We start from the raw sequence: 19,605 nt of genomic DNA on the forward strand, positions 1-19,605 counted from the left end.
TTCCCGAAGGAAGCCTTTTCTCAATCCAGTTTAGCGATTACGCGTAAACCGGGAAACGAGCGCAGATATCCAGCACTTTCTGTTTAGTGCGTTCAATCACGGCTTCGTCGTTGATGCTGTCCAGGATGTCACACATCCAGCCAGCCAGCTCTTTCACTTCCGCTTCTTTGAAGCCGCGGCGGGTGACGGACGGGCTGCCGATACGGATACCGGAGGTCACAAACGGGCTCTTAGGATCGTTCGGCACGCTGTTTTTGTTCACGGTGATGTTGGCGCGGCCCAGGGCAGCGTCAGCTTCTTTACCGGTCAGGTTTTTATCAACCAGATCCAGCAGGAACAGGTGGTTTTCAGTGCCGCCGGAGACCACTTTGTAGCCACGGTCGAGGAACACTTCAACCATAGCTTTAGCGTTCTTAGCAACCTGCTGCTGGTAAACTTTGAACTCTGGCTCCATCGCTTCTTTCAGCGCTACGGCTTTCGCCGCGATAACGTGCATCAGCGGGCCGCCCTGCGCGCTTGGGAATACGGCAGAGTTCAGTTTTTTGTAGAGATCTTCGTCGCCGCCCTTCGCCAGGATCAGGCCACCGCGTGGGCCCGCCAGGGTTTTGTGGGTGGTCGTGGTCACAACGTGAGCGTGTGGAACCGGGTTCGGGTAAACGTCTGCGGCGATCAGACCCGCAACGTGCGCCATATCAACGAACAGGTAAGCACCAATGCTGTCTGCGATTTCACGCATTTTTGCCCAGTCAACAATGCCGGAATAAGCCGAGAAGCCGCCGATGATCATCTTCGGCTTGTGCTCTTTAGCCTGCTTCGCCATGTCTTCGTAGTCAATTTTACCGGACTCATCAATACCGTAAGGGATGATGTTGTACAGCTTGCCGGAGAAGTTAACCGGGGAGCCGTGAGTCAGGTGGCCGCCCTGCGCCAGGTTCATACCCAGAACGGTATCGCCCGGTTGCAGCAGCGCGGTGTACACCGCGAAGTTAGCCTGGGAGCCAGAATGCGGCTGTACGTTGGCGTAATCGGCGCCAAACAGCTCTTTCGCACGGTCAATGGCCAGTTGCTCAACGATATCAACGTATTCGCAGCCGCCGTAGTAACGTTTACCCGGATAGCCTTCAGCGTACTTGTTGGTCAGCTGAGAACCCTGCGCCTGCATAACGCGCGGGCTGGTGTAGTTTTCGGAGGCGATCAGTTCAATGTGCTCTTCCTGACGTACTTTTTCTTGCTCCATGGCCTGCCACAATTCTGGATCGTAATCGGCAATGTTCATTTCACGCTTTAACATTCGCATCTCCTGACTCAGCTAACGGTAAAAATTTTTACGGCAATGAGGGTGCCCTTTTGGGCGACGGGCAACAGTGTAAACCGAAACCCTTCCCGGTGATAGGGCTTGATTGAGGTTTTTACGCAAACGATTACCCAGGCATGAGATAAGGGTTTCAGGCAATAAAATAAGCGCCATTTAGCCGGATATTTCTTCATCAGCAAGATGCGCATTTTTCATGTTCTGTGACGCCAGTCGTTAACAACGATAACCCATTTACAACATAGGTCTATTTCTATAACATGCATTTTAAATGCAATTTATAAATCCCGCTGTTTATGGAGAACGCCATGCTAGATGCACAAACCATCGCCGTTGTTAAATCTACTATCCCATTGCTGGCCGCAACCGGGCCGAAACTTACCGCACATTTTTACGACCGGATGTTCAGCCATAACCCGGAGCTGAAAGAGATTTTTAACATGAGCAACCAGCGCAACGGCGACCAGCGTGAAGCGCTGTTCAACGCTATTTGCGCCTACGCTGCAAATATTGAGAACCTTGCCACCCTGCTGCCTGCGGTAGAAAAAATCGCCCAGAAGCACACCACATTCCAGATTAAACCTGAGCAATACGACATTGTTGGCGGCCACCTGCTGGCAACGCTGGACGAGCTGTTCAGCCCGGGCCAGGAAGTGCTGGACGCCTGGGGCAAAGCTTACGGCGTGCTGGCCGGGGTGTTTATTACCCGCGAGTCAGAGATTTATCAGGATAACGCCGCTAAAAAAGGCGGCTGGGAAGGCACTCGTCCGTTTACCATCGTGGCTAAGGAGCCGCAAAGCTCGCTTATCACCAGCTTTGAGCTGGCTCCGGCAGACGGCGGCCCGGTGGCGGACTATCAACCGGGCCAGTATCTGGGCATCTGGCTGAAGCCGGAAGGTTTCCCGCATCAGGAAATTCGCCAGTATTCATTAACCCGCCAGCCGAACGGTAAAAGTTATCGCATCGCCGTTAAGCGCGAAGACAAAGGCATGGTTTCTAACTGGCTGCACAATCATGCTCAGCCCGGCGATAAAGTTCATCTGGCCGCCCCGGCCGGTGATTTCTTTATGAGCGTGGAGAGCGGCACGCCGGTGACGCTGATTTCCGCGGGTGTGGGCCAAACGCCGATGCTGGCAATGCTCGACACGCTGGCGGGTAGCGGCCATCAGGCGCAGGTTAACTGGCTGCATGCCGCCGAACATGGCGACGTACATGCTTTTAGCGACGAGGTAGCGGCGCTGGGTGCAAAACTGCCGCGTTTTGAAAGCCACGTTTGGTATCGCGAGCCGTCGGATAAAGACCGCGAACAGGCCCGTTTTACCCGTGAAGGCTTAATGGATTTGCTGGCCGAGGAAGGAAAACTAAGCGACCCGGCAATGCAGTTTTACCTCTGCGGCCCGATCAACTTTATGCGTTTTGCCGCTGAACAGCTGGTGAAAATTGGCGTGGATAAAGACCGCATTCACTATGAATGTTTTGGCCCGCATAAAGTGATGTAACCCTACCCTTACAGTCCCCTCTCCCCAAAGGGGCGAGGGGGCAAAGGACAGGACCTGCCCAGGAGTGAGGGTAAAAATTTACATCAAATCGCCGCGTCGTCTTCTTCGCCGGTACGGATACGCACCACGCGCGCCACGTCGAACACAAAAATCTTACCGTCGCCAATTTTACCGGTCTGCGCGGTACGGATAATGGTGTCCACGCAGGTATCGACGATATCGTCGGTGACCACGATTTCAATTTTTACTTTCGGCAGGAAGTCCACCATATACTCGGCACCGCGGTACAGCTCGGTGTGCCCTTTCTGACGGCCAAAGCCTTTAACTTCGGTTACCGTCATGCCGGTAATGCCAACTTCAGCCAGCGCTTCACGTACATCGTCCAGTTTGAACGGTTTAATAATCGCATCAATTTTTTTCATGGTATTACTGGTTTCCCCGCGCCGGTCTTATCGTGTTAGTAATCGGTTGCTCACACTATCACAGCCTACTCTTTAAAGTCATTGGCCTCTAGTTCATGCCTGGCCAGTAATTTATAAAATTCGGTCCGGTTACGGCCTGCCATTCTCGCCGCATGGGTCACGTTGCCCCTGGTGATTTGCAGCAGCTTACGCAGATAGTTTAGCTCGAACTGGTTACGCGCCTCGACAAAGGTCGGGAGCGCGGTGTTTTCGCCTTCCAGCGCCTGTTCCACCAGCGCTTCGCTGATGACGGGAGCCGAGGTCAGCGCCACGCACTGCTCAATCACGTTGACCAGCTGGCGCACGTTACCGGGCCAGCTTGCCGCCATCAGGCGCTTCATCGCATCGGTGGAAAAGCTGCGAACAAAGGGTTTATGTCTGTCCGCCGACTGGCGCAATAGATGGTTAGCCAGCAGCGGGATGTCTTCCCCACGCTCGTGCAGCGCCGGTATTTTCAGGTTCACCACGTTCAGGCGGTAGAACAAATCTTCACGGAATTCGCCGCGTTCCATCGCCTTCGGCAAATCACGGTGGGTTGCAGAAATAATTCGCACGTCGATATCCAGGTCGCGGTTGCTGCCCAGCGGGCGAACCTTGCGCTCCTGTAGAACGCGCAGCAGTTTGACCTGCAGCGGGATCGGCATATCGCCAATTTCGTCGAGGAACAGCGTACCGCCTTCAGCAGCCTGGAACAGCCCTTCACGGCTGCTGACCGCGCCGGTAAAGGCTCCCCGGGCATGGCCGAAAAGCTCGGACTCCAGCAGTTGCTCCGGCAGCGCTCCGCAGTTAATAGCGATAAAGGCTTTTTTGCTGCGCGGGCTGGCATTGTGTATTGCCTGGGCGAGGATCTCTTTCCCGGTGCCGCTCTGGCCGTTAATCAGCACGCTAACGTCGGACTGCGCCACCATGCGCGCCTGCTCCAGCAGCCGCTGCATTATCGGGCTGCGGGTGACGATGGTATCGCGCCACATGTCATCCCCGGCGATGACCGTGTGCTCCAGAGCATTGTCTATCGCCTGGTAGAGCGCGTCTTTATCCACCGGTTTGGTGAGGAAGCTGAACACGCCCTGCTGCGTGGCGGCTACTGCGTCAGGAATCGAACCGTGAGCGGTGAGAATGATAACCGGCATGCCGGGCTGCCCCTTTTGGATCTCCGCGAACAGCGCCATGCCGTCCATTTCGTCCATCCTCAGGTCGCTTATCACCAGGTCTATTTTTTCACGCCCCAGCACTTTCAGGCCTTCGGCTCCGCTTTCAGCGGTTGTAACGGTGTAGCCCTCGCTGGAAAGGCGCATGCCCAGAAGCTTTAACAGGCCGGGGTCGTCGTCCACCAGCAATAAGCGCGCGGGTTTCCTCTGCGTCATGGTTTTGCCTCCTGCTGCGGTTTGTCTGTTGCGCTGCTGCCGTCGTCATTGTCATCGTTGCTGTGAGTGTCCGGCGCGAGGCTGCTACCCGGTTTGCGGCTGGAAAGCTGACGTTCTATGTCGGTCAGGTTTTCCAGCTTGCGGGTGGTCAGGTCCAGCTGGCCTCGCAGGCGCTGCTGCTGCTCGCGCAGCGTATCCAGTTCGCCGTCGGTGGACTGTTGCAGCTTGCTGTAGCGGGTGCGCTCATCGGAAAGCTTCAACAAAGAGGACTGGCCGTCGCGCCAGATTTCATACAAGGAACGAACCTGGAGCGGCACTTCGTGAGTCATTGTGTCGAGCTGCGTCATATAACGACGGCGTTCGGTGGGGGTAATTTTCGCGGTTGAAAGCAGGATGCCGCGCTTAAAGGTATCCTGCCAGGTTTCCGCAGGCCAACGCCGGGCTTCGGCTCGCGCTTCAGCTGGGGGCAGACGCTGGGCACAATCCATACCCCGCAGCCAATAAAGCGGGTTGGTAATGACATCATGCCCCGTCAGTTCCCAGATTTCACTGCAATCCGTGGACAGGTAGTCGGGGATTTGTTGTTCCGGGATATGCGCATTGTGAACCTCGTCGTGGCTGTTCGACACCTTCGCCGGGGCACATCCGGTTAATAATACCGCACCTGCCAGCATGCCGGAAACCCAATAAATAAGGCGAGGCAAAGCCCCGCGGCGCGGCTCACGCAATAAAAGTGTTTTCATCGTTTTAATCATTCTCAGGGAAAACCGGTAATTCGATGCGGAAGCAGACTTCCGCGCTGTTATCGCTAATCAGGCTAAGCTGGCCGTTCATGCGCCGGATACAATCTCTGGCGATGCTCAACCCCAATCCGCTGCCTTTTACCGACCCCTTACGCTGATGGCTGCCCTGGTAGAACGGCTCAAAGATCATTTCGCGCTCCGTCTCGGGGATCGGCTGGCCGGTATTCGCCACTTCGATATAAAGCATCGCTCCTGACTGCGAGCTTCTTAGATAAATGTTACCGGATTCACTCCCATAGTGCACCGCATTGGAGTAGAGATTGTCCAGCACGCTCATCAGCAGCGTTGGTTCGGCAAGGCAGGCTTTAGGGCTGAGATTTAACTCGGTATGCATCATTTTAGCTCGCGCCGGAAGACTGTGAGCGGAAATAACCATTTCCGCTATCGGCCCCACATCAACCCTGTCGAGCGTAACCGCCCCGTCCGCCAGCTTGCGGTTGTAATCCAACAGTTGCTCAATCAATTTTTGTAGATGACGGCTGCTGTTATCGAGGATTTCGACCACTTCTTTTTGGTCGGCATTAAGCGGCCCGGCGACCTGGTCTGCCAGCAGCTCGGTTCCCTCCCGCATACTGGCAAGCGGGGTTTTTAATTCGTGAGAAAGGTGGCGCAAAAACTCGTGTCGCTGGGATTCAAGCCAGGCCAGGCGCTCGCTGAGCCAGACAATACGCTGCCCTACCGAGCGCAGCTCTTTTGGCCCCTTGAACACTTCGCTATTGCCGAGCGTTCTTCCCTCACCGAGGCGGTTGATCATCCGCTCAATCCCCTTAACCGGGCCGATAATCATACGGGTAAAGATAATCACCAGCCCGAGGCTGAGCAGGAACAGCACCAGCGCCTGCCAGCCGAAGAACTGCCCGCGTTCGGCAATTTCCTGCTGTAGCTGCTGCCCGCGTGAGAACACGACGGTACGGGTAGCCTGCACCATTTCTGCGTTAGCGGCGGCGAACTGTTCAAGCTGGCCTGCCGCCTGAGCCTCCGGTCCGCTGTTTTTGCACTTCAGCGTAGCGAGGTCGCTCAATGACTGGCTGAGTGACTGATAAAGTTTTGGGTCAGGTAATACCGAGGAGTGGGCTTCCAGCATCTGGGCATAGCGCTGCCGCTGCTCCTGGTAAAGCTGCGCCAGGCGAGCATCGTCAAGCACGCAGTATTGTCTGTAGCTGCGTTCCATTTCCAACGCGATATTGGTCATCGCTTCGCTGCGGCGGGCATCAATCAGCGTGGTGCGGTTGGTGAGCGCGGCCTGGGCGCTAAGGGCGTTCAGACTCTGCCACGCCTGCCAGGCGAGGACCAGCAGCGGCACGAGCACCAGTAAAAAGGCCATCATGACGAGCTGGCGCAGAGAGCGCGGGAAAAAATGCCACTGGTTCAATAGCTTCATCTCACATTACCTGTATGACACGATGCTAGCCGCGATTGCGAATGGTTGGAAGGCACGTTTATCAGAAACGACAAAGGCAGGGTAAAAAACCCTGCCTTTGCTGTGAAATTAGGCGGCGCCTTACTCAACGTTTCGCCCGGAGCATGATAAGCCAGAAGGCATTTATCAAAAGTCGGACGGCAGGCACCTTTTTGTGCGTCATTCGGCGGTTTATGTAGTCTGTCTGAAAAGACGCTGACATAAGAAATTGAATGAGCCACTGGTCGTTATATAGCAGGAATTATGCCAACATTGATGGATGTAAATTAATGCATTGTTTTTAAATGCAATTAAAGATTTAAATCGAAGATATATTCTGGTGTTTTTTTCACCTCAATGTCGCCAATCCACAACACCTTAATGATTTATTTTTTATAGCACTTAAAATCAACAAGTTAAATGTCTCTAATTGGAGACACAATAAAAGCGCAGGTGTCGGGATTTAGTGACAAAAAAAGCCCCTCACCCTAACCCTCTCCCCAAAGGGGCGAGGGAACTGGATCGGAGCTTTTGCTTGGTACCTGCCTCACAAAAGCAAGGGAACTGGATCGGAGCTTTAGCTTGTTCCCCTTCTTTTCCCCCTCTCCCTTTCAGGGAGAGGGTCGGGGTGAGGGTAATCAGCCCAGTTGCTTACGTGCGTTGCGGAAAATACGCATCCACGGGCTATCTTCGCCCCACTCAGCCGGATGCCAGGAGTTGCTCACGGTGCGGAACACACGTTCAGGGTGCGGCATCATAATGGTGACGCGCCCGTTTTCGCTGCTCACCGCGGTTATCCCGTTTGGCGACCCGTTCGGGTTTGCCGGGTAGGTTTCGGTCGCGTTGCCGAAGTTGTCCACAAAGCGCAGCGCCACCAGGCCTTTGCTCTCCAGCGCGGCCAGATGCGCCGCATCACGCACCTCCACATGCCCCTCACCGTGAGAAACGGCAATCGGCATATGAGAACCGGCCATGCCCTGCAACAGCAGCGACGGGCTGGAGGTGACTTCTACCAGGCTGAAACGCGCCTCGAAGCGGTCCGATAGGTTGCGTACAAAGCGAGGCCACAGGCTGCTGCCCGGGATCAGCTCACGCAGGTTGGACATCATCTGGCAGCCGTTGCACACGCCCAGCGCCAACGTTTCCGGACGGTGGAAGAAGGTTTCAAACTCGTCGCGAACGCGCTGGTTAAACAGAATGGACTTCGCCCAGCCTTCACCCGCGCCCAGCACGTCTCCGTAAGAGAAGCCGCCGCACGCTACCAGCGTATGGAAGTCCTCAAGGCCGGTACGGCCGGCCAGCAGGTCGCTCATATGAACGTCGATGGCGTCGAAGCCCGCGCGATGGAAAGCGGCAGCCATCTCAACGTGGGAGTTAACGCCCTGCTCGCGCAGAATCGCGACTTTAGGCCGTGCGCCGGTGGCGATGTACGGTGCGGCGATGTCTTCTTTAATATCGAAGCTCAGCTTCACGTTCAGGCCAGGATCGTTTTCATTCGCCTTGGCTTTATGTTCTTCATCCGCGCAGTCCGGGTTATCACGCAGGCGCTGCATCTGCCAGGTTGTTTCCGCCCACCACATACGCAGCGTACTGCGGCTTTCGCTAAACACCGCATGGCCGTCGGCACTAATGTTGAAGCGGTCACCCGCAACGGCTTTGCCGAGGTAATGCACGCAGTTTGCCAGGCCGTTCTCCGCCAGCAGAGCTTCCACCGCCGCGCGATCTTCGGCGCGAACCTGGATAACCCCGCCCAGTTCTTCATTGAACAGCGCGGCCAGACGGTCCGCACCCAGGCTCGCGATATCAACATCCACGCCGCAGTGGCCGGTAAAGGCCATTTCAGCCAGCGTAACCAGCAGGCCACCGTCAGAGCGGTCGTGCCAGGCCAGCAGTTTGCGTTCGGCTACCAGCGCCTGCATCGCATTCCAGAAGCCTTTCAGTTGCTCAACGCTGCGAACATCAGCAGGTTTATCACCCAGTTGGCGGTAAACCTGGGCCAGCGCGGTAGCGCCCAGGGCATTGTGGCCAGCGCCTAAGTCAATCAACAGCAGGGCGTTGTCTTCGGTGCTTAGTTGAGGAGTCACGGTAGCACGCACGTCTTCCACGCGGGCAAAGGCGGTAATAACCAGCGACAGCGGAGAGGTCATTTCGCGCTGCTCGTTACCTTCCTGCCAGCGGGTTTTCATCGACATAGAGTCTTTGCCCACCGGAATGGTGATACCCAGCGCCGGGCAAAGCTCTTCGCCTACGGCTTTAACGGCTTCATACAGGCCAGCATCTTCGCCAGGGTGGCCTGCGGCGGCCATCCAGTTGGCGGACAGTTTAATGCGTTTCAGGGAACCGATTTGGGTCGCTGCGATGTTGGTCAGCGCTTCGCCAACCGCCAGGCGGGCGGAGGCGGCAAAGTCCAGCAGGGCCACAGGAGCACGTTCGCCGAGAGACATTGCCTCACCGTAGTAGCTGTCGAGGCTGGCGGTAGTCACCGCGCAGTTCGCGACAGGAATCTGCCACGGGCCAACCATCTGGTCACGGGAAACCATGCCGGTAACGGTGCGGTCGCCAATGGTAACCAGGAAGGTTTTTTCCGCCACGGTTGGCAGGTGCAGCACGCGGTTTACCGCGTCGGCAATGGAAATGGCGCTGCTATCGAAGGCATCACCCTTCGCTTTTAGCGTCTCAACGTTACGCTCCATTTTCGGCGTTTTACCCAGCAGCACGTCCAGCGGCATGTCGATTGGCTGGTTGTCGAAATGGCTGTCGTTGAGGGTCAGATGCTGTTCGGTGGTGGCTTCGCCGATAACCGCATAAGGCGCACGTTCGCGGCGGCACAGTTCATCGAACAATGGCAGCTGTTCAGGCGCAACGGCCAGCACATAGCGTTCCTGGGATTCGTTACACCAGACTTCCAGCGGGCTCATGCCCGGCTCGTCGTTAAGGATATCACGCAGCTCAAAGCGGCCGCCGCGACCGCCATCGCTCACCAGTTCCGGCATGGCGTTAGACAAGCCGCCCGCGCCCACATCGTGGATAAAGAGAATCGGGTTGTCTTCGCCCAACTGCCAGCAGCGGTCGATAACTTCCTGGCAACGACGTTCCATTTCCGGGTTGTCGCGCTGTACGGAGGCAAAGTCCAGATCCGCGTCGGACTGGCCGGATGCCATAGAAGAAGCCGCCCCGCCGCCGAGGCCGATATTCATCGCCGGTCCGCCGAGGACGATAAGTTTGGCGCCCGGGGTGATTTCACCTTTCTGAACGTGGTCGGCGCGGATATTGCCGATGCCGCCAGCCAACATAATAGGTTTGTGGTAGCCACGCAGCTCCACGCCGTTATGGCTGTTCACCTGCTCTTCGTAGGTACGGAAGTATCCGGTCAGCGCCGGGCGACCGAATTCGTTATTAAACGCGGCTCCGCCAAGCGGGCCTTCGGTCATAATATCCAGCGCGGTGACGATACGGTCAGGTTTGCCAAAATCCTGCTCCCACGGCTGTTCAAAGCCGGGAATACGCAGGTTGGATACGGAGAAGCCCACCAGGCCTGCTTTCGGTTTAGCGCCGCGCCCGGTTGCACCTTCATCGCGGATTTCGCCGCCGGAGCCGGTTGCGGCCCCCGGCCATGGAGAAATGGCGGTCGGGTGGTTGTGGGTTTCTACCTTCATCAGGATATGCGCTTCTTCCTGATGGAAGTCGTAGCGCCCTGCTTCGCGGTCGGCAAAGAAGCGGCCAACGGCGGAACCTTCCATTACCGCGGCGTTGTCTTTGTAGGCAGACAGCACGTAATCCGGCGTTTTCTCGAAGGTGTTTTTTATCATCTTAAACAGCGATTTCGGCTGTTTTTCACCGTCGATAACCCAATCGGCGTTAAAGATTTTGTGACGACAGTGCTCGGAGTTCGCCTGAGCAAACATATAAAGCTCGATGTCGTTCGGGTTGCGGCCAAGCTTGTTGAACGCAGCCTGTAAATAGTCGATTTCGTCTTCCGCCAGCGCCAGGCCAAGGCGTAGGTTAGCCTCCACCAGCGCTTCACGCCCCTGCCCCAGCAGGTCAACGCTCTGAACCGGAGCCGGCTGATGTTGGGCGAACAGCTGTTGCGCGTCGTCCAGAGAACCGAATACGCTCTCCATCATGCGGTCGTGCAGCAGAGCGGCAACATCCTGCCACTGTGCGGCGGTCAGCGTGCTGCCGGTAACATACCAGGCCACGCCGCGCTCGAGGCGTTTTACCTGAGGCAAGTCACAGTTATGGGCGATGTCGGTCGCTTTAGAAGACCACGGGGAGATAGTGCCCGGGCGTGGCGTAACCAGCAGCAGGGTGCCGGTTGGCGCGTGTTCTGCGAGGGTTGGGCCATACTTCAACAGCCGTTGCAGACGCGCGAGCTCATCCGAGTTCAGCGGCGCATCGAGGTCGGCAAAATGAACATACTCGGCATAAATATCGCTTACCGGAAGGTTAGCATCGTTAAAACGGGCCAGGAGTTTGTTGATACGAAATGCCGAAAGAGCAGGCGAACCACGCAGAATTTCCATCATTAAAGATCTCTCGTCTTCAGGGCGAAGGGGGGAAAACGGGCGGTATTATAGAGAATCCTCCGCCCTGACGAAACCGTTTGCGTATAAATAACAGCAGAAGTTTTTATTGTGCGAAAACTAAACGATATATTCTTAAAAGTTGCTTACTGGCGTTTTCTTACGCAAAATGCGCCTCATCTACACACGAGGTTCATATAAATCATGTTTATTGTTGGCTGAGACTTAACCCGCTGCAGAATGTTATCTATTTGAAAAGAATAAAGATTAATTATCTGCTTATCGGTATCGTCACCTTGTTGCTGGCAGTGGCATTATGGCCCTCCATTCCAGGTTTCAATCAGACCGAAAACCGCATCGCCGCGATTAAAGCGCGGGGGGTTTTGCGCGTCAGTACAATCTCATCTCCGCTGACCTATACATTGATTAACGGTAAGGCGTCCGGGCTGGATTATGAGCTGGCGAGCCAGTTTGCCGATTACCTGGGCGTAAAGCTCAAAATTACCGTACGCCCGGATATCAACGTGCTGTTTGATGACCTGGACAACGATAAAGCCGACCTGCTTGCCGCCGGGCTGGTGTACAACTCGCGCCGCAGCAGCAATTACCAGGCAGGGCCTACTTACTATTCCGTCTCTCAGCAAATGGTGTATCGCGTGGGCAGCCCGCGCCCAAAAACGCTGGCTGGCGTGAAGGACAATCAGCTGGTGCTCTCTTCAGGCCAGGCCGTGGTAAGCGATCTTCAGAAACTGAAAGAGAGCCAGTATCCTGACCTTAGCTGGAGCATTGCGGCCAAACAGACCAGCAACCAGCTGTTGCAGCAGGTCGTTGACGGCACCATCGCTTTTACTATTTCTGACTCCATCGCCATCAGTATTTTCCAGCGCGTCCATCCGCAGCTGGCCGTTGCGCTGGACGTTACCGACGAGCAACCCGTCACCTGGTTTTCAACCCGCGACAGCGACGACAGCATGAGCGCCGCCCTGCTCGATTTTTATAATCAAATCAGCAGCGACGGCACGCTGGCGCGGCTTGAGGAAAAATACCTCGGCCACGTCGGCGATTTTGATTATGTCGATACCCGTACTTTCCTTAACGCGGTGGACTCCGTCTTGCCAGACCTGCAGCCGCTATTTGAAAAGTACGCCGACGAAATAGACTGGCCTCTGCTGGCGGCAATCTCTTACCAGGAATCACACTGGGACACCCACGCCACTTCGCCGACCGGGGTGCGCGGCTTAATGATGCTGACCAAAAATACCGCCCAAAGCCTCGGTATCACCGACCGACTGGATGCTGAGCAGAGCATAAGCGGCGGCAGCCGGTATTTGAAAGATATGATGAGCAAAGTGCCGGACACGGTGCCTGAATATGAACGCATCTGGTTTGCGCTGGCGGCCTACAACATGGGCTATGCCCATATGCTCGATGCCCGCCAGCTGACGGCGAAGCAAAAAGGCAACCCGGACAGCTGGGCGGATGTTAAAACCCGCCTGCCCCTGCTGAGCCTGAAGCCTTATTACAGCAAAACGACCTATGGTTATGCTCGTGGACACGAGGCTTATGCGTACGTGGAGAATATCCGCAAGTATCAGTTAAGTCTGGAAGGGTATTTGCAGGAAAAAGAGCGGCAGGCGGCGCAGGAAGAGAAGTTTGCCGAGGCTTACCCGGTGGTAGCCCCGGTGGAGCTGTCTACTCCGCCTTACGGTCCTTTTCCTTTAGGGCCTTTTTCTCAAGACGACGGGCGCGAAAAAAATCACTCAGCATGGCCGAGCACTCTGACGCCAGTACGCCCTCAGTAACCTCAACCTGATGGTTCATACCGGGGTGACCGAGAACGTCCATCAGCGAGCCAATAGCGCCAGTTTTTGCGTCACGCGCGCCAAACACCAGCCTGCCGATACGACTGTGTACCATCGCGCCCGCGCACATCACGCAGGGTTCGAGAGTGACATAAAGCGTGGTGTCGAGCAGGCGGTAGTTTTGCAACACCAGCCCTCCCTGCCGCAGCGCCATTATCTCGGCGTGTGCGGTAGGATCGTGGCGGCCAATCGGTCGGTTCCAGCCTTCACCAATCACCTGATTGTTATGCACCAATACCGCGCCAACCGGCACTTCGCCCTCATCCCAGGCGCGCTGTGCCAGCGTTAAAGCATGGCGCATCCAGTGTTCATGGGTAAATTCTGTCTCAGACACAAGGCTCTCCGCGGGATAAGTGGGCGGCGCATTATACACACCGCATACCGGATGCGAAACGACCTCACTCGAGCTGCTGTAGCTGCCCCTGCGGGGTGACGCGCCAGCGATGCTGGCAAAAATAGAGCAGCGGGTTGTCCTGGTGGCTGTCGCTGTAGCCGCTATAGAGGCAAAGCGGAGCGCCAATTTTCTGCTCCAACTGCACGACTTTTTCGTGGCCGAGGCAGCGCAGCGTTAGCACCCAGCCGCCGTTAGCCCGCGCAATCTGGCTGGCGATAATCTTTACTCTCGGCAGCCACGGCGTATCGAAGTAAACCTGCTCCACCAGCGGCTGCGGCGAGCCGGTTATCAGCCAGACATCGGCATCCGGGCTGCTGAGATAGCCGGTAAGCCGCTGCTGAACAACAGGAAATGCCGTTACCTTATTGCGAAACCAGGCAACGAACTCCTTTTGTAACCGCTGGAGGCGAGCTTCGCTGCGGCCAAAAGTCGCTCCCCACAGCAGCACGCTCATCGGCCAGCGCGCCGCGCTTCCTTTAACCAGCATTCCCACGCCGACTATCGGCAATAACAGCGTAACCAGCAGAATATTCAGCGGCAGCCGCCGCAGAAGATAGATCAGAAAGCTGCCAAACATGTCCTGCTGATGTAAGGTGCCATCCAAATCGAAAAAAACGACGCGGCGCGAGTTGTGGATCGTCAAAGCTGGCTCCTTTAATGTTCTGGTTCCCGACATAGTCCTCGTCAAAGCCTAACAGATAGCGTGGCGCTTTTCCGCGCCCAATCCGCCCGGTGGCCTGGCAGTAGTTGAAAAAAACCAGAATATTTAATTCGGTAACATTGCTCTATAATGGAATTTATAATTCGCTCAGACGCTTATAATGGCGACCTGTCATCGAAATTGCCGTTTCGGAGGTGAAATGAACTGTTTACTGCGCATCAGAAGTCGTTACGCCATGCTGGCCCAGAGTGACCGCAAGCTGGCCGACTTCCTGCTCTCTGAACCCGACCGTGCACGCCATCTTAGCTCTCAGCAGTTGGCGGAGGAAGCCGGTGTCAGTCAGTCCAGCGTAGTAAAATTTGCGCAGAAACTGGGGTTCAAAGGCTTTCCGGCGATGAAGCTCGCGATTAGCGAAGCCTTAGCCAGCGGCCAGAATCCTAACTCCGTGCCGGTACATAACCATATTTTGGGTGACGATCCGCTGCGCCTGGTTGGGGAAAAACTGATCAAAGAGAATATCGCGGCGATGCACGCCACGCTGGATATCAATGCGGAAGAGAAACTGCTGGCGAGCGTGGCGCTGCTGCGTAACGCGCGGCGCGTGCTGCTGGTGGGAATAGGCGCATCTGGCCTGGTTGCGAAGAATTTTTCGTGGAAGTTGATGAAGATCGGCATTCATGCCGTAGCTGAGCAGGATATGCACGCCCTGCTGGCGACGGTACAAGCCATGACGCCGGAAGATGTACTGCTCGCGGTATCATACTCTGGTGAACGCCGCGAAATTAATCTGGCGGCCGATGAAGCCCTGAACGCCGGGGCAAAGATTCTCGCCATCACCGGGTTCACGCCCAATGCGCTACAGCAGCGCGCCAGCCTGTGTCTGTATACCATCGCGGAGGAGCAGGCTACCCGCAGCGCGGCAATCTCCTCCACCAGCGCCCAGATGATGCTCACCGACCTGTTGTTTATGGCGCTGGTGCAGCAGGATCTGGAAAACGCCCCGGAGAGAATTCGCCAGAGCGAGGCTTTGGTTAAGAAGCTGGTTTAGTGTGATACAGAGGTGCAGTTAAGATGCGCGGCGGCTAATCCTGTCCTCGTGCGTTCGACAATAAGCGCACGCTCCATTTCCGCCTGCGTGTTGTCTTCGCTGGATTATAGATATTGAAATCACATGGTCACAGGATGCTGTTGATGTAGAAAGAGCTACGAAAGAAGAAATACATACTTTGACTAAGTGGAAAAAATATCGGGTTCTTTTAATGCGTATTGATACATCAAAAGCGCCCGATATCAAGTGACCTACTCCACCGGTTTATCCGGCCAGTTAATATCCGGGGCATTAGAAACATCTACTGCTTCCAATGCATCCAGATAATCAAGCCACAGATTATATTGCACAAGTTCATGGCTATTCAGACGGCCAATTGCTGCCTTACCTGGCCACTGTTTGCTATTAATATAAATATTAACGCAATCAACTTTGTACTTAATTTCATTTAGTGCAAGGTTAATCAATACCTCTTTACCTGGCGGAGGAATCTCTTTCCATTCCGGTAGTCCATCTTTCCCGGCAACCCGACACTTTCCCTCTGGTGGTGGGGCTGTATATTTCTCAAAATCTCCGCTGGATATATTCACTCCATCGGCAGGCCACCCACCTGCTAATTCATATGATTCCTGCAAAGACACAGGGTAAAATGCATTCTGTGACTTACTATATACATATATCATTTTAACATCCTATTGCCAGCCAAAAACACCCCCAACCATCTACAGTATTGGAGGTTGAAAGGCTATTTGTTACGAGAAGTGTTACCTTATTTTTATCCATCCCTGAACTTGTTTTTACAACAAATGCTGGGCCAGCCGTAGTATTTTGAAATCCATGTATACCAGAAACACAAAATAAAGCTGTGGGGAATGGAATTGGAAACGTAACTGAAACAACCCCGTTGAGTACGACGTTATATCCCCATTGTAAAATCAGCCCAGAGGGAAATCTCTGCCAACCATTTTGAGCCAGACTGGCTGATGTCGCCCCCAAACCAAGGTTTGCGAGAGCCGAAGAAACCGCAGCAGCACCGTCCGCTTTAATATCGGCGAAAGGGTTCTGGCGGCTGAGATACTGCTTGCCAAATCCGCCGGTGAGTTTTGCCAGGAATGCGGCAATATCACCGTCGTCCAATACATCCTGACCGCTTTTATCGCTCACAAACTGCGCCAGTGCGGCGGCGATAAACGAGGTTTGACGCAGGACTTTATTTACCTGAGCGCTGCTGGCCTTGCCTCCGGCAAAGCCGGTTAACAGCGCGGGTAAATCCTGCCACTCCTGCTGAGGCATGACGTTGGCGCCTGCCCCGGTTGCAAAGGGTTTAAAATCATTTGTAGCCATTAAAGTTTCCTCTCCCATGCGCCGTCATCAAACCCGGCGATATAGTGATTGTTGATATCAAAACCAAAAAACTTACCGCCCTGCGACGGCGCTTCTACCGATGGAGTCTGAATGTCTCCCGCCCAAACCCCCGCTGCCTTTACCGTCAGGTAGCCCTGCTTAATGGCCGCAATGAGTTCGAGCGAGACGTTCGAGATATCCGTTTCCGGCAGGACCCATACAGAAATGGTCATGTCCTGGTTATCGACGATTTGCATTCTCAGGCCGGAGCCCGCCGTTGCTGCGTCGAGGATCGCGGGCAGCGTATCGTTCTGCCCGTTCCAGTTATTGATGGCGATTTTTGCTTTCAGAATGACTCGGTAAGTTTCGTCGCTCAGCGAGGTGTAGCCCGAGTCCGGATCGTAAGGTCCCTGCCACACGCCCTGGTCATAGCCCAGGCCGGTTGAGTCCCAGCTAAAGTAGACATTGGAAATGGGCTGGCTGACGATGCGGCTGCGTCCAATCCATTGCCCAAGCGTGTCCAGCTGGGCGCCAACGCCGGTGTCGATGTCAAACGCGCTGACAAAGCTATCCACGCTGTTGGACACATCAGTAAACGGGCGGGAACTCAGATCGACATGGGCAAAAAACAGAGGTTTGCTGGCGTGGTAGCTGGTAATTAGCTCGGTATATTTACTCATGAGCTCACCGTTATAGCGATGTTGTCCACGCCGCAGGAGGCTGCTTCGTTATAGGCGATGCCGATATTCCCCGCGTTCAGCGCAGCGGCTGACTTGCCGAGCAATAGCTCATTGATGTCGTAATAGCGAGCCTTTCCGCCGCTAACAACGCCGAGGTTAGCCGGAGAATAAACCCGGCTGAGCAACACGCTGTCGCCGATTGCCAGACCGTTAATGTAGTCGGCGATTTCCTGCTTTATCTGCTCGCCAATCTGCGAGGTGTAGCCGGTAAACACTTTGAGTACGATCCCGACGTGAACAGGCACGTCTTGCGGGCGAGAAAATGAGACGGTATGCGGATTACCGTACATATCGGGCACCACGATGGATGTGCTGCCAAAGGTTGCCACTCCCTGCCCTTTTTTACCGCGCAACGTCCGGGCAATGTCCTCCACATCGCCGCCGTCAACAATGGCTGCGATCGAGTTTGGCGGGAGGCCATTGCGGTTTACAGCCCCGGTATCGTTCTCATACAGTTTATGACGAGTCACGCCGGTGATATTGGCAAGAGCGCCTTCAACTGCCTCAAACGGAGTCAACGCTGGCAGCGCAACGCTTTGTCCCTGGCGGATGCGAAGTTCCGCATCAGTTTCAGCCGCAACACCCGGCGTTGCGGCCTGCGGGTTGGTCACAGATGTCCACCCGCGGGTTGGCGTACCAATAGCAATGATGGTACCCGCCTGCGCCACAACAACGCCGCTGTTGGCACAAGTAGCCGTCACCGTCACCGTGCCGTCGACGCCAATGGTTACCGCCTCCGGCAGAAGCCAGGCAACGTTATTTTCATCCCTGACGGAGCCGTTAACGATGCCGGTGCCTGCGGTTCCCGTCAGCAGCAAGTCAACGGTTGAGCGGGTTGCCGCCCGCCTGGCAATACCGTTGATTTTGACGTTGCTCGACAGCGCCCGCCCCATAGCGGTTGTCGGAGAAAAACTGTTGTAGACGGCAATCGCCGAGTTATTGGCGTCATGAATAGCCAGCGCAACAATCGAGATCAATTGCCCGTCTTTGCCGTCCGGCTCAAGATAAGCATCGCTGCCGTATATTTGCCTGAATGAGTCCATCAAAGTGCGCAAGATAGTCTGGTAATCAGGCGCGGTTATCCCCTGGGCCGTTACCGTTGCCGATAACCCCAGCGCCTCAAGATTGAGAGCCATTTATGCCTCGCTTGTTATTTTGGTCGGACCGTAAACGGTGTCGATGGTGGCGCTAAAGGTAACGCCACGCTTTTCCGTATTCAGGCTGGTCACGTCGATTACGGAGCTAACGCCTGCCGTCTGGCTAATGCGGTCAATCAGGAGGAGCGGCCAGGCATCGTTATACTGCTTGCCCAGAACCGACTGCCGGTATGGTGTGCCCTGCTGGCTGTCGAGAAACCATTCCCCCTGCCAGAGCTGAAGCCGGGTATTAACCGCCTGCGCCACACACTCCGGCGAGTTTTCCAGGAAGGTGTTTTCTCCCTGCCCAAAGGTGTAATCACCGCTGTTACTCTCTCTGCGGTATTTCATACTGGCGCTCCCGTATTAGATCCGCCGGACTGCACGCCGCCGTGGCGATGTTTTGCCAGGCTGATGCCGGATGCGGTAACGTCGCCGCTCACGGTGACATTGCCTTTGATATTCACCTCTCCGGTGAGCGTGACGGTTGCAGCAGTTGCGTTCAGCGCGCCTGGCGTATTCAAGGTGATGCCGTGGCTGGTAGGATCGAGCTCAACAAAAGCCTTACCGTCTTCACTTCGAAGTTGAACCGCCGTACTGCTAATACCGCCGATTTTTTTTGCCTGAGATTGCGGGCCGGGCAGCAAAAAAGCGTCAGAAAGAGAGTGCTGACGTGCATCTACCGGTTCCTGAATGCCGCCGTTTTGCCACCAGAAATCGATCGCCCGGTCGGCGAAAATCACCAGACATTCATCCCCTTTTTTAAGCGGGAAGGTCAGCGAACAGCCGCCGCCATGAGGGAAAATAACCGGCACATCCACCAGCAGCGGATAAGCCACCGAGGAGACCGCCCCGTCGCTGGCCATTTGGGCTCCACGAATAGCGGGAGCAACTTCACAGGTTAGTGAAACAGGATCGAAAGACTGAATAATGCCGGGTAATGCGACCCGTAGATCGTTACTTAATGCGGCCCGGCTCGCCGCAAGCGTATCGGCCAGCTCACCGCTGAGGGCCGTAGTTGTGAGAGCCATCATTCCTCCAGGGATAAAAAAACCCGCC

17 protein-coding genes and 1 pseudogene are annotated in these 19,605 nt (G+C 55.4%); 4 read left to right on the forward strand and 14 right to left on the reverse strand.

The annotated features are described in order from the left end of the window. Positions 1-37 precede the first annotated feature (37 nt). Positions 38-1,291, reverse strand: coding sequence for a serine hydroxymethyltransferase (gene glyA, locus HMPREF0201_RS15930; protein WP_016537780.1), 1,254 nt, complete (start codon positions 1,289-1,291; stop codon positions 38-40). Between the two features lie 329 nt (positions 1,292-1,620). On the opposite strand from glyA, the gene hmpA reads away from it, so the two are divergent. Further along, the gene (gene hmpA, locus HMPREF0201_RS15935) at positions 1,621-2,811 is read left to right on the forward strand and encodes an NO-inducible flavohemoprotein (RefSeq protein WP_039898647.1); all 1,191 of its coding nucleotides are present in this window, start codon (positions 1,621-1,623) and stop codon (positions 2,809-2,811) included. Positions 2,812-2,894: 83 nt separating this feature from the next. On the opposite strand, the gene glnB is transcribed toward hmpA, so the two are convergent. The 5 genes from glnB to purL all read right to left on the reverse strand — a co-directional run bounded on the left by glnB (position 2,895) and on the right by purL (position 11,364). Beyond that, positions 2,895-3,233 carry a nitrogen regulatory protein P-II gene (glnB, locus tag HMPREF0201_RS15940; protein ID WP_002438074.1) on the reverse strand — a complete coding sequence of 113 codons (339 nt, stop codon included), beginning with the start codon at positions 3,231-3,233 and terminating at the stop codon, positions 2,895-2,897. 65 nt (positions 3,234-3,298) lie between these two features. Continuing rightward, a complete protein-coding gene (gene glrR, locus HMPREF0201_RS15945) occupies positions 3,299-4,636 on the reverse strand; it encodes a two-component system response regulator GlrR (protein ID WP_016537783.1) in 1,338 nt (445 codons plus the stop codon). After that, positions 4,633-5,391, reverse strand: a complete 759-nt coding sequence (gene qseG / locus HMPREF0201_RS15950) for a two-component system QseEF-associated lipoprotein QseG (RefSeq protein ID WP_016537784.1) — start codon at positions 5,389-5,391, stop codon at positions 4,633-4,635. Before qseG ends, glrR begins: the two co-directional genes overlap by 4 nt. Further along, positions 5,384-6,820, reverse strand: coding sequence for a sensor histidine kinase (locus HMPREF0201_RS15955; RefSeq protein ID WP_016537785.1), 1,437 nt, complete (start codon positions 6,818-6,820; stop codon positions 5,384-5,386). Before HMPREF0201_RS15955 ends, qseG begins: the two co-directional genes overlap by 8 nt. 656 nt (positions 6,821-7,476) lie before the next feature. Next, entirely contained in the window at positions 7,477-11,364 is a 3,888-nt protein-coding gene (gene purL, locus HMPREF0201_RS15960) for a phosphoribosylformylglycinamidine synthase (RefSeq protein ID WP_016537786.1), read from the reverse strand. 248 nt (positions 11,365-11,612) lie between these two features. Between purL and mltF the strand changes: the two genes are divergently transcribed. Then, on the forward strand, positions 11,613-13,163 hold the full coding sequence (mltF, locus tag HMPREF0201_RS15965; RefSeq protein WP_016537787.1) for a membrane-bound lytic murein transglycosylase MltF: 1,551 nt from the start codon (positions 11,613-11,615) through the stop codon (positions 13,161-13,163). Here the strand turns inward: mltF and tadA are convergent. Then, on the reverse strand, positions 13,054-13,557 hold the full coding sequence (gene tadA, locus HMPREF0201_RS22635) for a tRNA adenosine(34) deaminase TadA (protein WP_071704108.1): 504 nt from the start codon (positions 13,555-13,557) through the stop codon (positions 13,054-13,056). The genes mltF and tadA overlap by 110 nt on opposite strands. A 64-nt stretch (positions 13,558-13,621) precedes the next feature. Further along, positions 13,622-14,293, reverse strand: a complete 672-nt coding sequence (gene yfhb / locus HMPREF0201_RS15975) for a phosphatidylglycerophosphatase C (protein WP_016537789.1) — start codon at positions 14,291-14,293, stop codon at positions 13,622-13,624. 184 nt (positions 14,294-14,477) lie between these two features. On the opposite strand from yfhb, the gene HMPREF0201_RS15980 reads away from it, so the two are divergent. Then, positions 14,478-15,326, forward strand: coding sequence for a MurR/RpiR family transcriptional regulator (locus HMPREF0201_RS15980; RefSeq protein ID WP_039898653.1), 849 nt, complete (start codon positions 14,478-14,480; stop codon positions 15,324-15,326). Between the two features lie 94 nt (positions 15,327-15,420). Continuing rightward, a pseudogene (locus HMPREF0201_RS22640) lies at positions 15,421-15,576 on the forward strand (tail fiber assembly protein); the annotation flags it as partial. A gap of 1 nt (position 15,577) precedes the next feature. On the opposite strand, the gene HMPREF0201_RS15985 reads toward HMPREF0201_RS22640, so the two are convergent. The 6 genes from HMPREF0201_RS15985 to HMPREF0201_RS16010 are packed head-to-tail and all read right to left on the reverse strand — an operon-like array spanning position 15,578 to position 19,577. Next, a complete protein-coding gene (locus HMPREF0201_RS15985; RefSeq protein ID WP_016537791.1) occupies positions 15,578-16,009 on the reverse strand; it encodes a tail fiber assembly protein in 432 nt (143 codons plus the stop codon). Between the two features lies 1 nt (position 16,010). Further along, positions 16,011-16,670 (reverse strand): gp53-like domain-containing protein, encoded by a 660-nt coding sequence (locus tag HMPREF0201_RS15990; protein ID WP_016537792.1) that lies wholly within the window; start codon positions 16,668-16,670, stop codon positions 16,011-16,013. Further along, on the reverse strand, positions 16,670-17,350 hold the full coding sequence (locus tag HMPREF0201_RS15995; RefSeq protein WP_016537793.1) for a DUF2612 domain-containing protein: 681 nt from the start codon (positions 17,348-17,350) through the stop codon (positions 16,670-16,672). Before HMPREF0201_RS15995 ends, HMPREF0201_RS15990 begins: the two co-directional genes overlap by 1 nt. Then, positions 17,347-18,546: a baseplate J/gp47 family protein gene (locus HMPREF0201_RS16000; protein WP_016537794.1), complete on the reverse strand. Its 1,200-nt coding sequence runs from the start codon at positions 18,544-18,546 to the stop codon at positions 17,347-17,349. The genes HMPREF0201_RS15995 and HMPREF0201_RS16000 overlap by 4 nt, the downstream gene beginning before the upstream one ends. Continuing rightward, the gene (locus tag HMPREF0201_RS16005) at positions 18,547-18,897 is read right to left on the reverse strand and encodes a contractile injection system sheath initiator (RefSeq protein WP_016537795.1); all 351 of its coding nucleotides are present in this window, start codon (positions 18,895-18,897) and stop codon (positions 18,547-18,549) included. Next, positions 18,894-19,577, reverse strand: a complete 684-nt coding sequence (locus HMPREF0201_RS16010) for a Gp138 family membrane-puncturing spike protein (RefSeq protein ID WP_039898656.1) — start codon at positions 19,575-19,577, stop codon at positions 18,894-18,896. The genes HMPREF0201_RS16005 and HMPREF0201_RS16010 overlap by 4 nt, the downstream gene beginning before the upstream one ends. Positions 19,578-19,605: the final 28 nt, after the last annotated feature.

This window comes from Cedecea davisae DSM 4568 (genome assembly GCF_000412335.2).
GTDB lineage: Bacteria > Pseudomonadota > Gammaproteobacteria > Enterobacterales > Enterobacteriaceae > Cedecea > Cedecea davisae.

What these genes read in the sequence shown, in the direction of transcription:
- glyA (WP_016537780.1), bottom strand. Translation starts at nt 1,291, where the DNA reads ATGTTAAAGCGTGAAATGAACATTGCCGATTACGATCCAGAATTGTGG.
- hmpA (WP_039898647.1), top strand. Translation starts at nt 1,621, where the DNA reads ATGCTAGATGCACAAACCATCGCCGTTGTTAAATCTACTATCCCATTG.
- glnB (WP_002438074.1), bottom strand. Translation starts at nt 3,233, where the DNA reads ATGAAAAAAATTGATGCGATTATTAAACCGTTCAAACTGGACGATGTA.
- glrR (WP_016537783.1), bottom strand. Translation starts at nt 4,636, where the DNA reads ATGACGCAGAGGAAACCCGCGCGCTTATTGCTGGTGGACGACGACCCC.
- qseG (WP_016537784.1), bottom strand. Translation starts at nt 5,391, where the DNA reads ATGATTAAAACGATGAAAACACTTTTATTGCGTGAGCCGCGCCGCGGG.
- HMPREF0201_RS15955 (WP_016537785.1), bottom strand. Translation starts at nt 6,820, where the DNA reads ATGAAGCTATTGAACCAGTGGCATTTTTTCCCGCGCTCTCTGCGCCAG.
- purL (WP_016537786.1), bottom strand. Translation starts at nt 11,364, where the DNA reads ATGATGGAAATTCTGCGTGGTTCGCCTGCTCTTTCGGCATTTCGTATC.
- yfhb (WP_016537789.1), bottom strand. Translation starts at nt 14,293, where the DNA reads ATGTCGGGAACCAGAACATTAAAGGAGCCAGCTTTGACGATCCACAAC.
- HMPREF0201_RS15980 (WP_039898653.1), top strand. Translation starts at nt 14,478, where the DNA reads ATGAACTGTTTACTGCGCATCAGAAGTCGTTACGCCATGCTGGCCCAG.
- HMPREF0201_RS15985 (WP_016537791.1), bottom strand. Translation starts at nt 16,009, where the DNA reads ATGATATATGTATATAGTAAGTCACAGAATGCATTTTACCCTGTGTCT.
- HMPREF0201_RS15990 (WP_016537792.1), bottom strand. Translation starts at nt 16,670, where the DNA reads ATGGCTACAAATGATTTTAAACCCTTTGCAACCGGGGCAGGCGCCAAC.
- HMPREF0201_RS15995 (WP_016537793.1), bottom strand. Translation starts at nt 17,350, where the DNA reads ATGAGTAAATATACCGAGCTAATTACCAGCTACCACGCCAGCAAACCT.
- HMPREF0201_RS16000 (WP_016537794.1), bottom strand. Translation starts at nt 18,546, where the DNA reads ATGGCTCTCAATCTTGAGGCGCTGGGGTTATCGGCAACGGTAACGGCC.
- HMPREF0201_RS16005 (WP_016537795.1), bottom strand. Translation starts at nt 18,897, where the DNA reads ATGAAATACCGCAGAGAGAGTAACAGCGGTGATTACACCTTTGGGCAG.
- HMPREF0201_RS16010 (WP_039898656.1), bottom strand. Translation starts at nt 19,577, where the DNA reads ATGGCTCTCACAACTACGGCCCTCAGCGGTGAGCTGGCCGATACGCTT.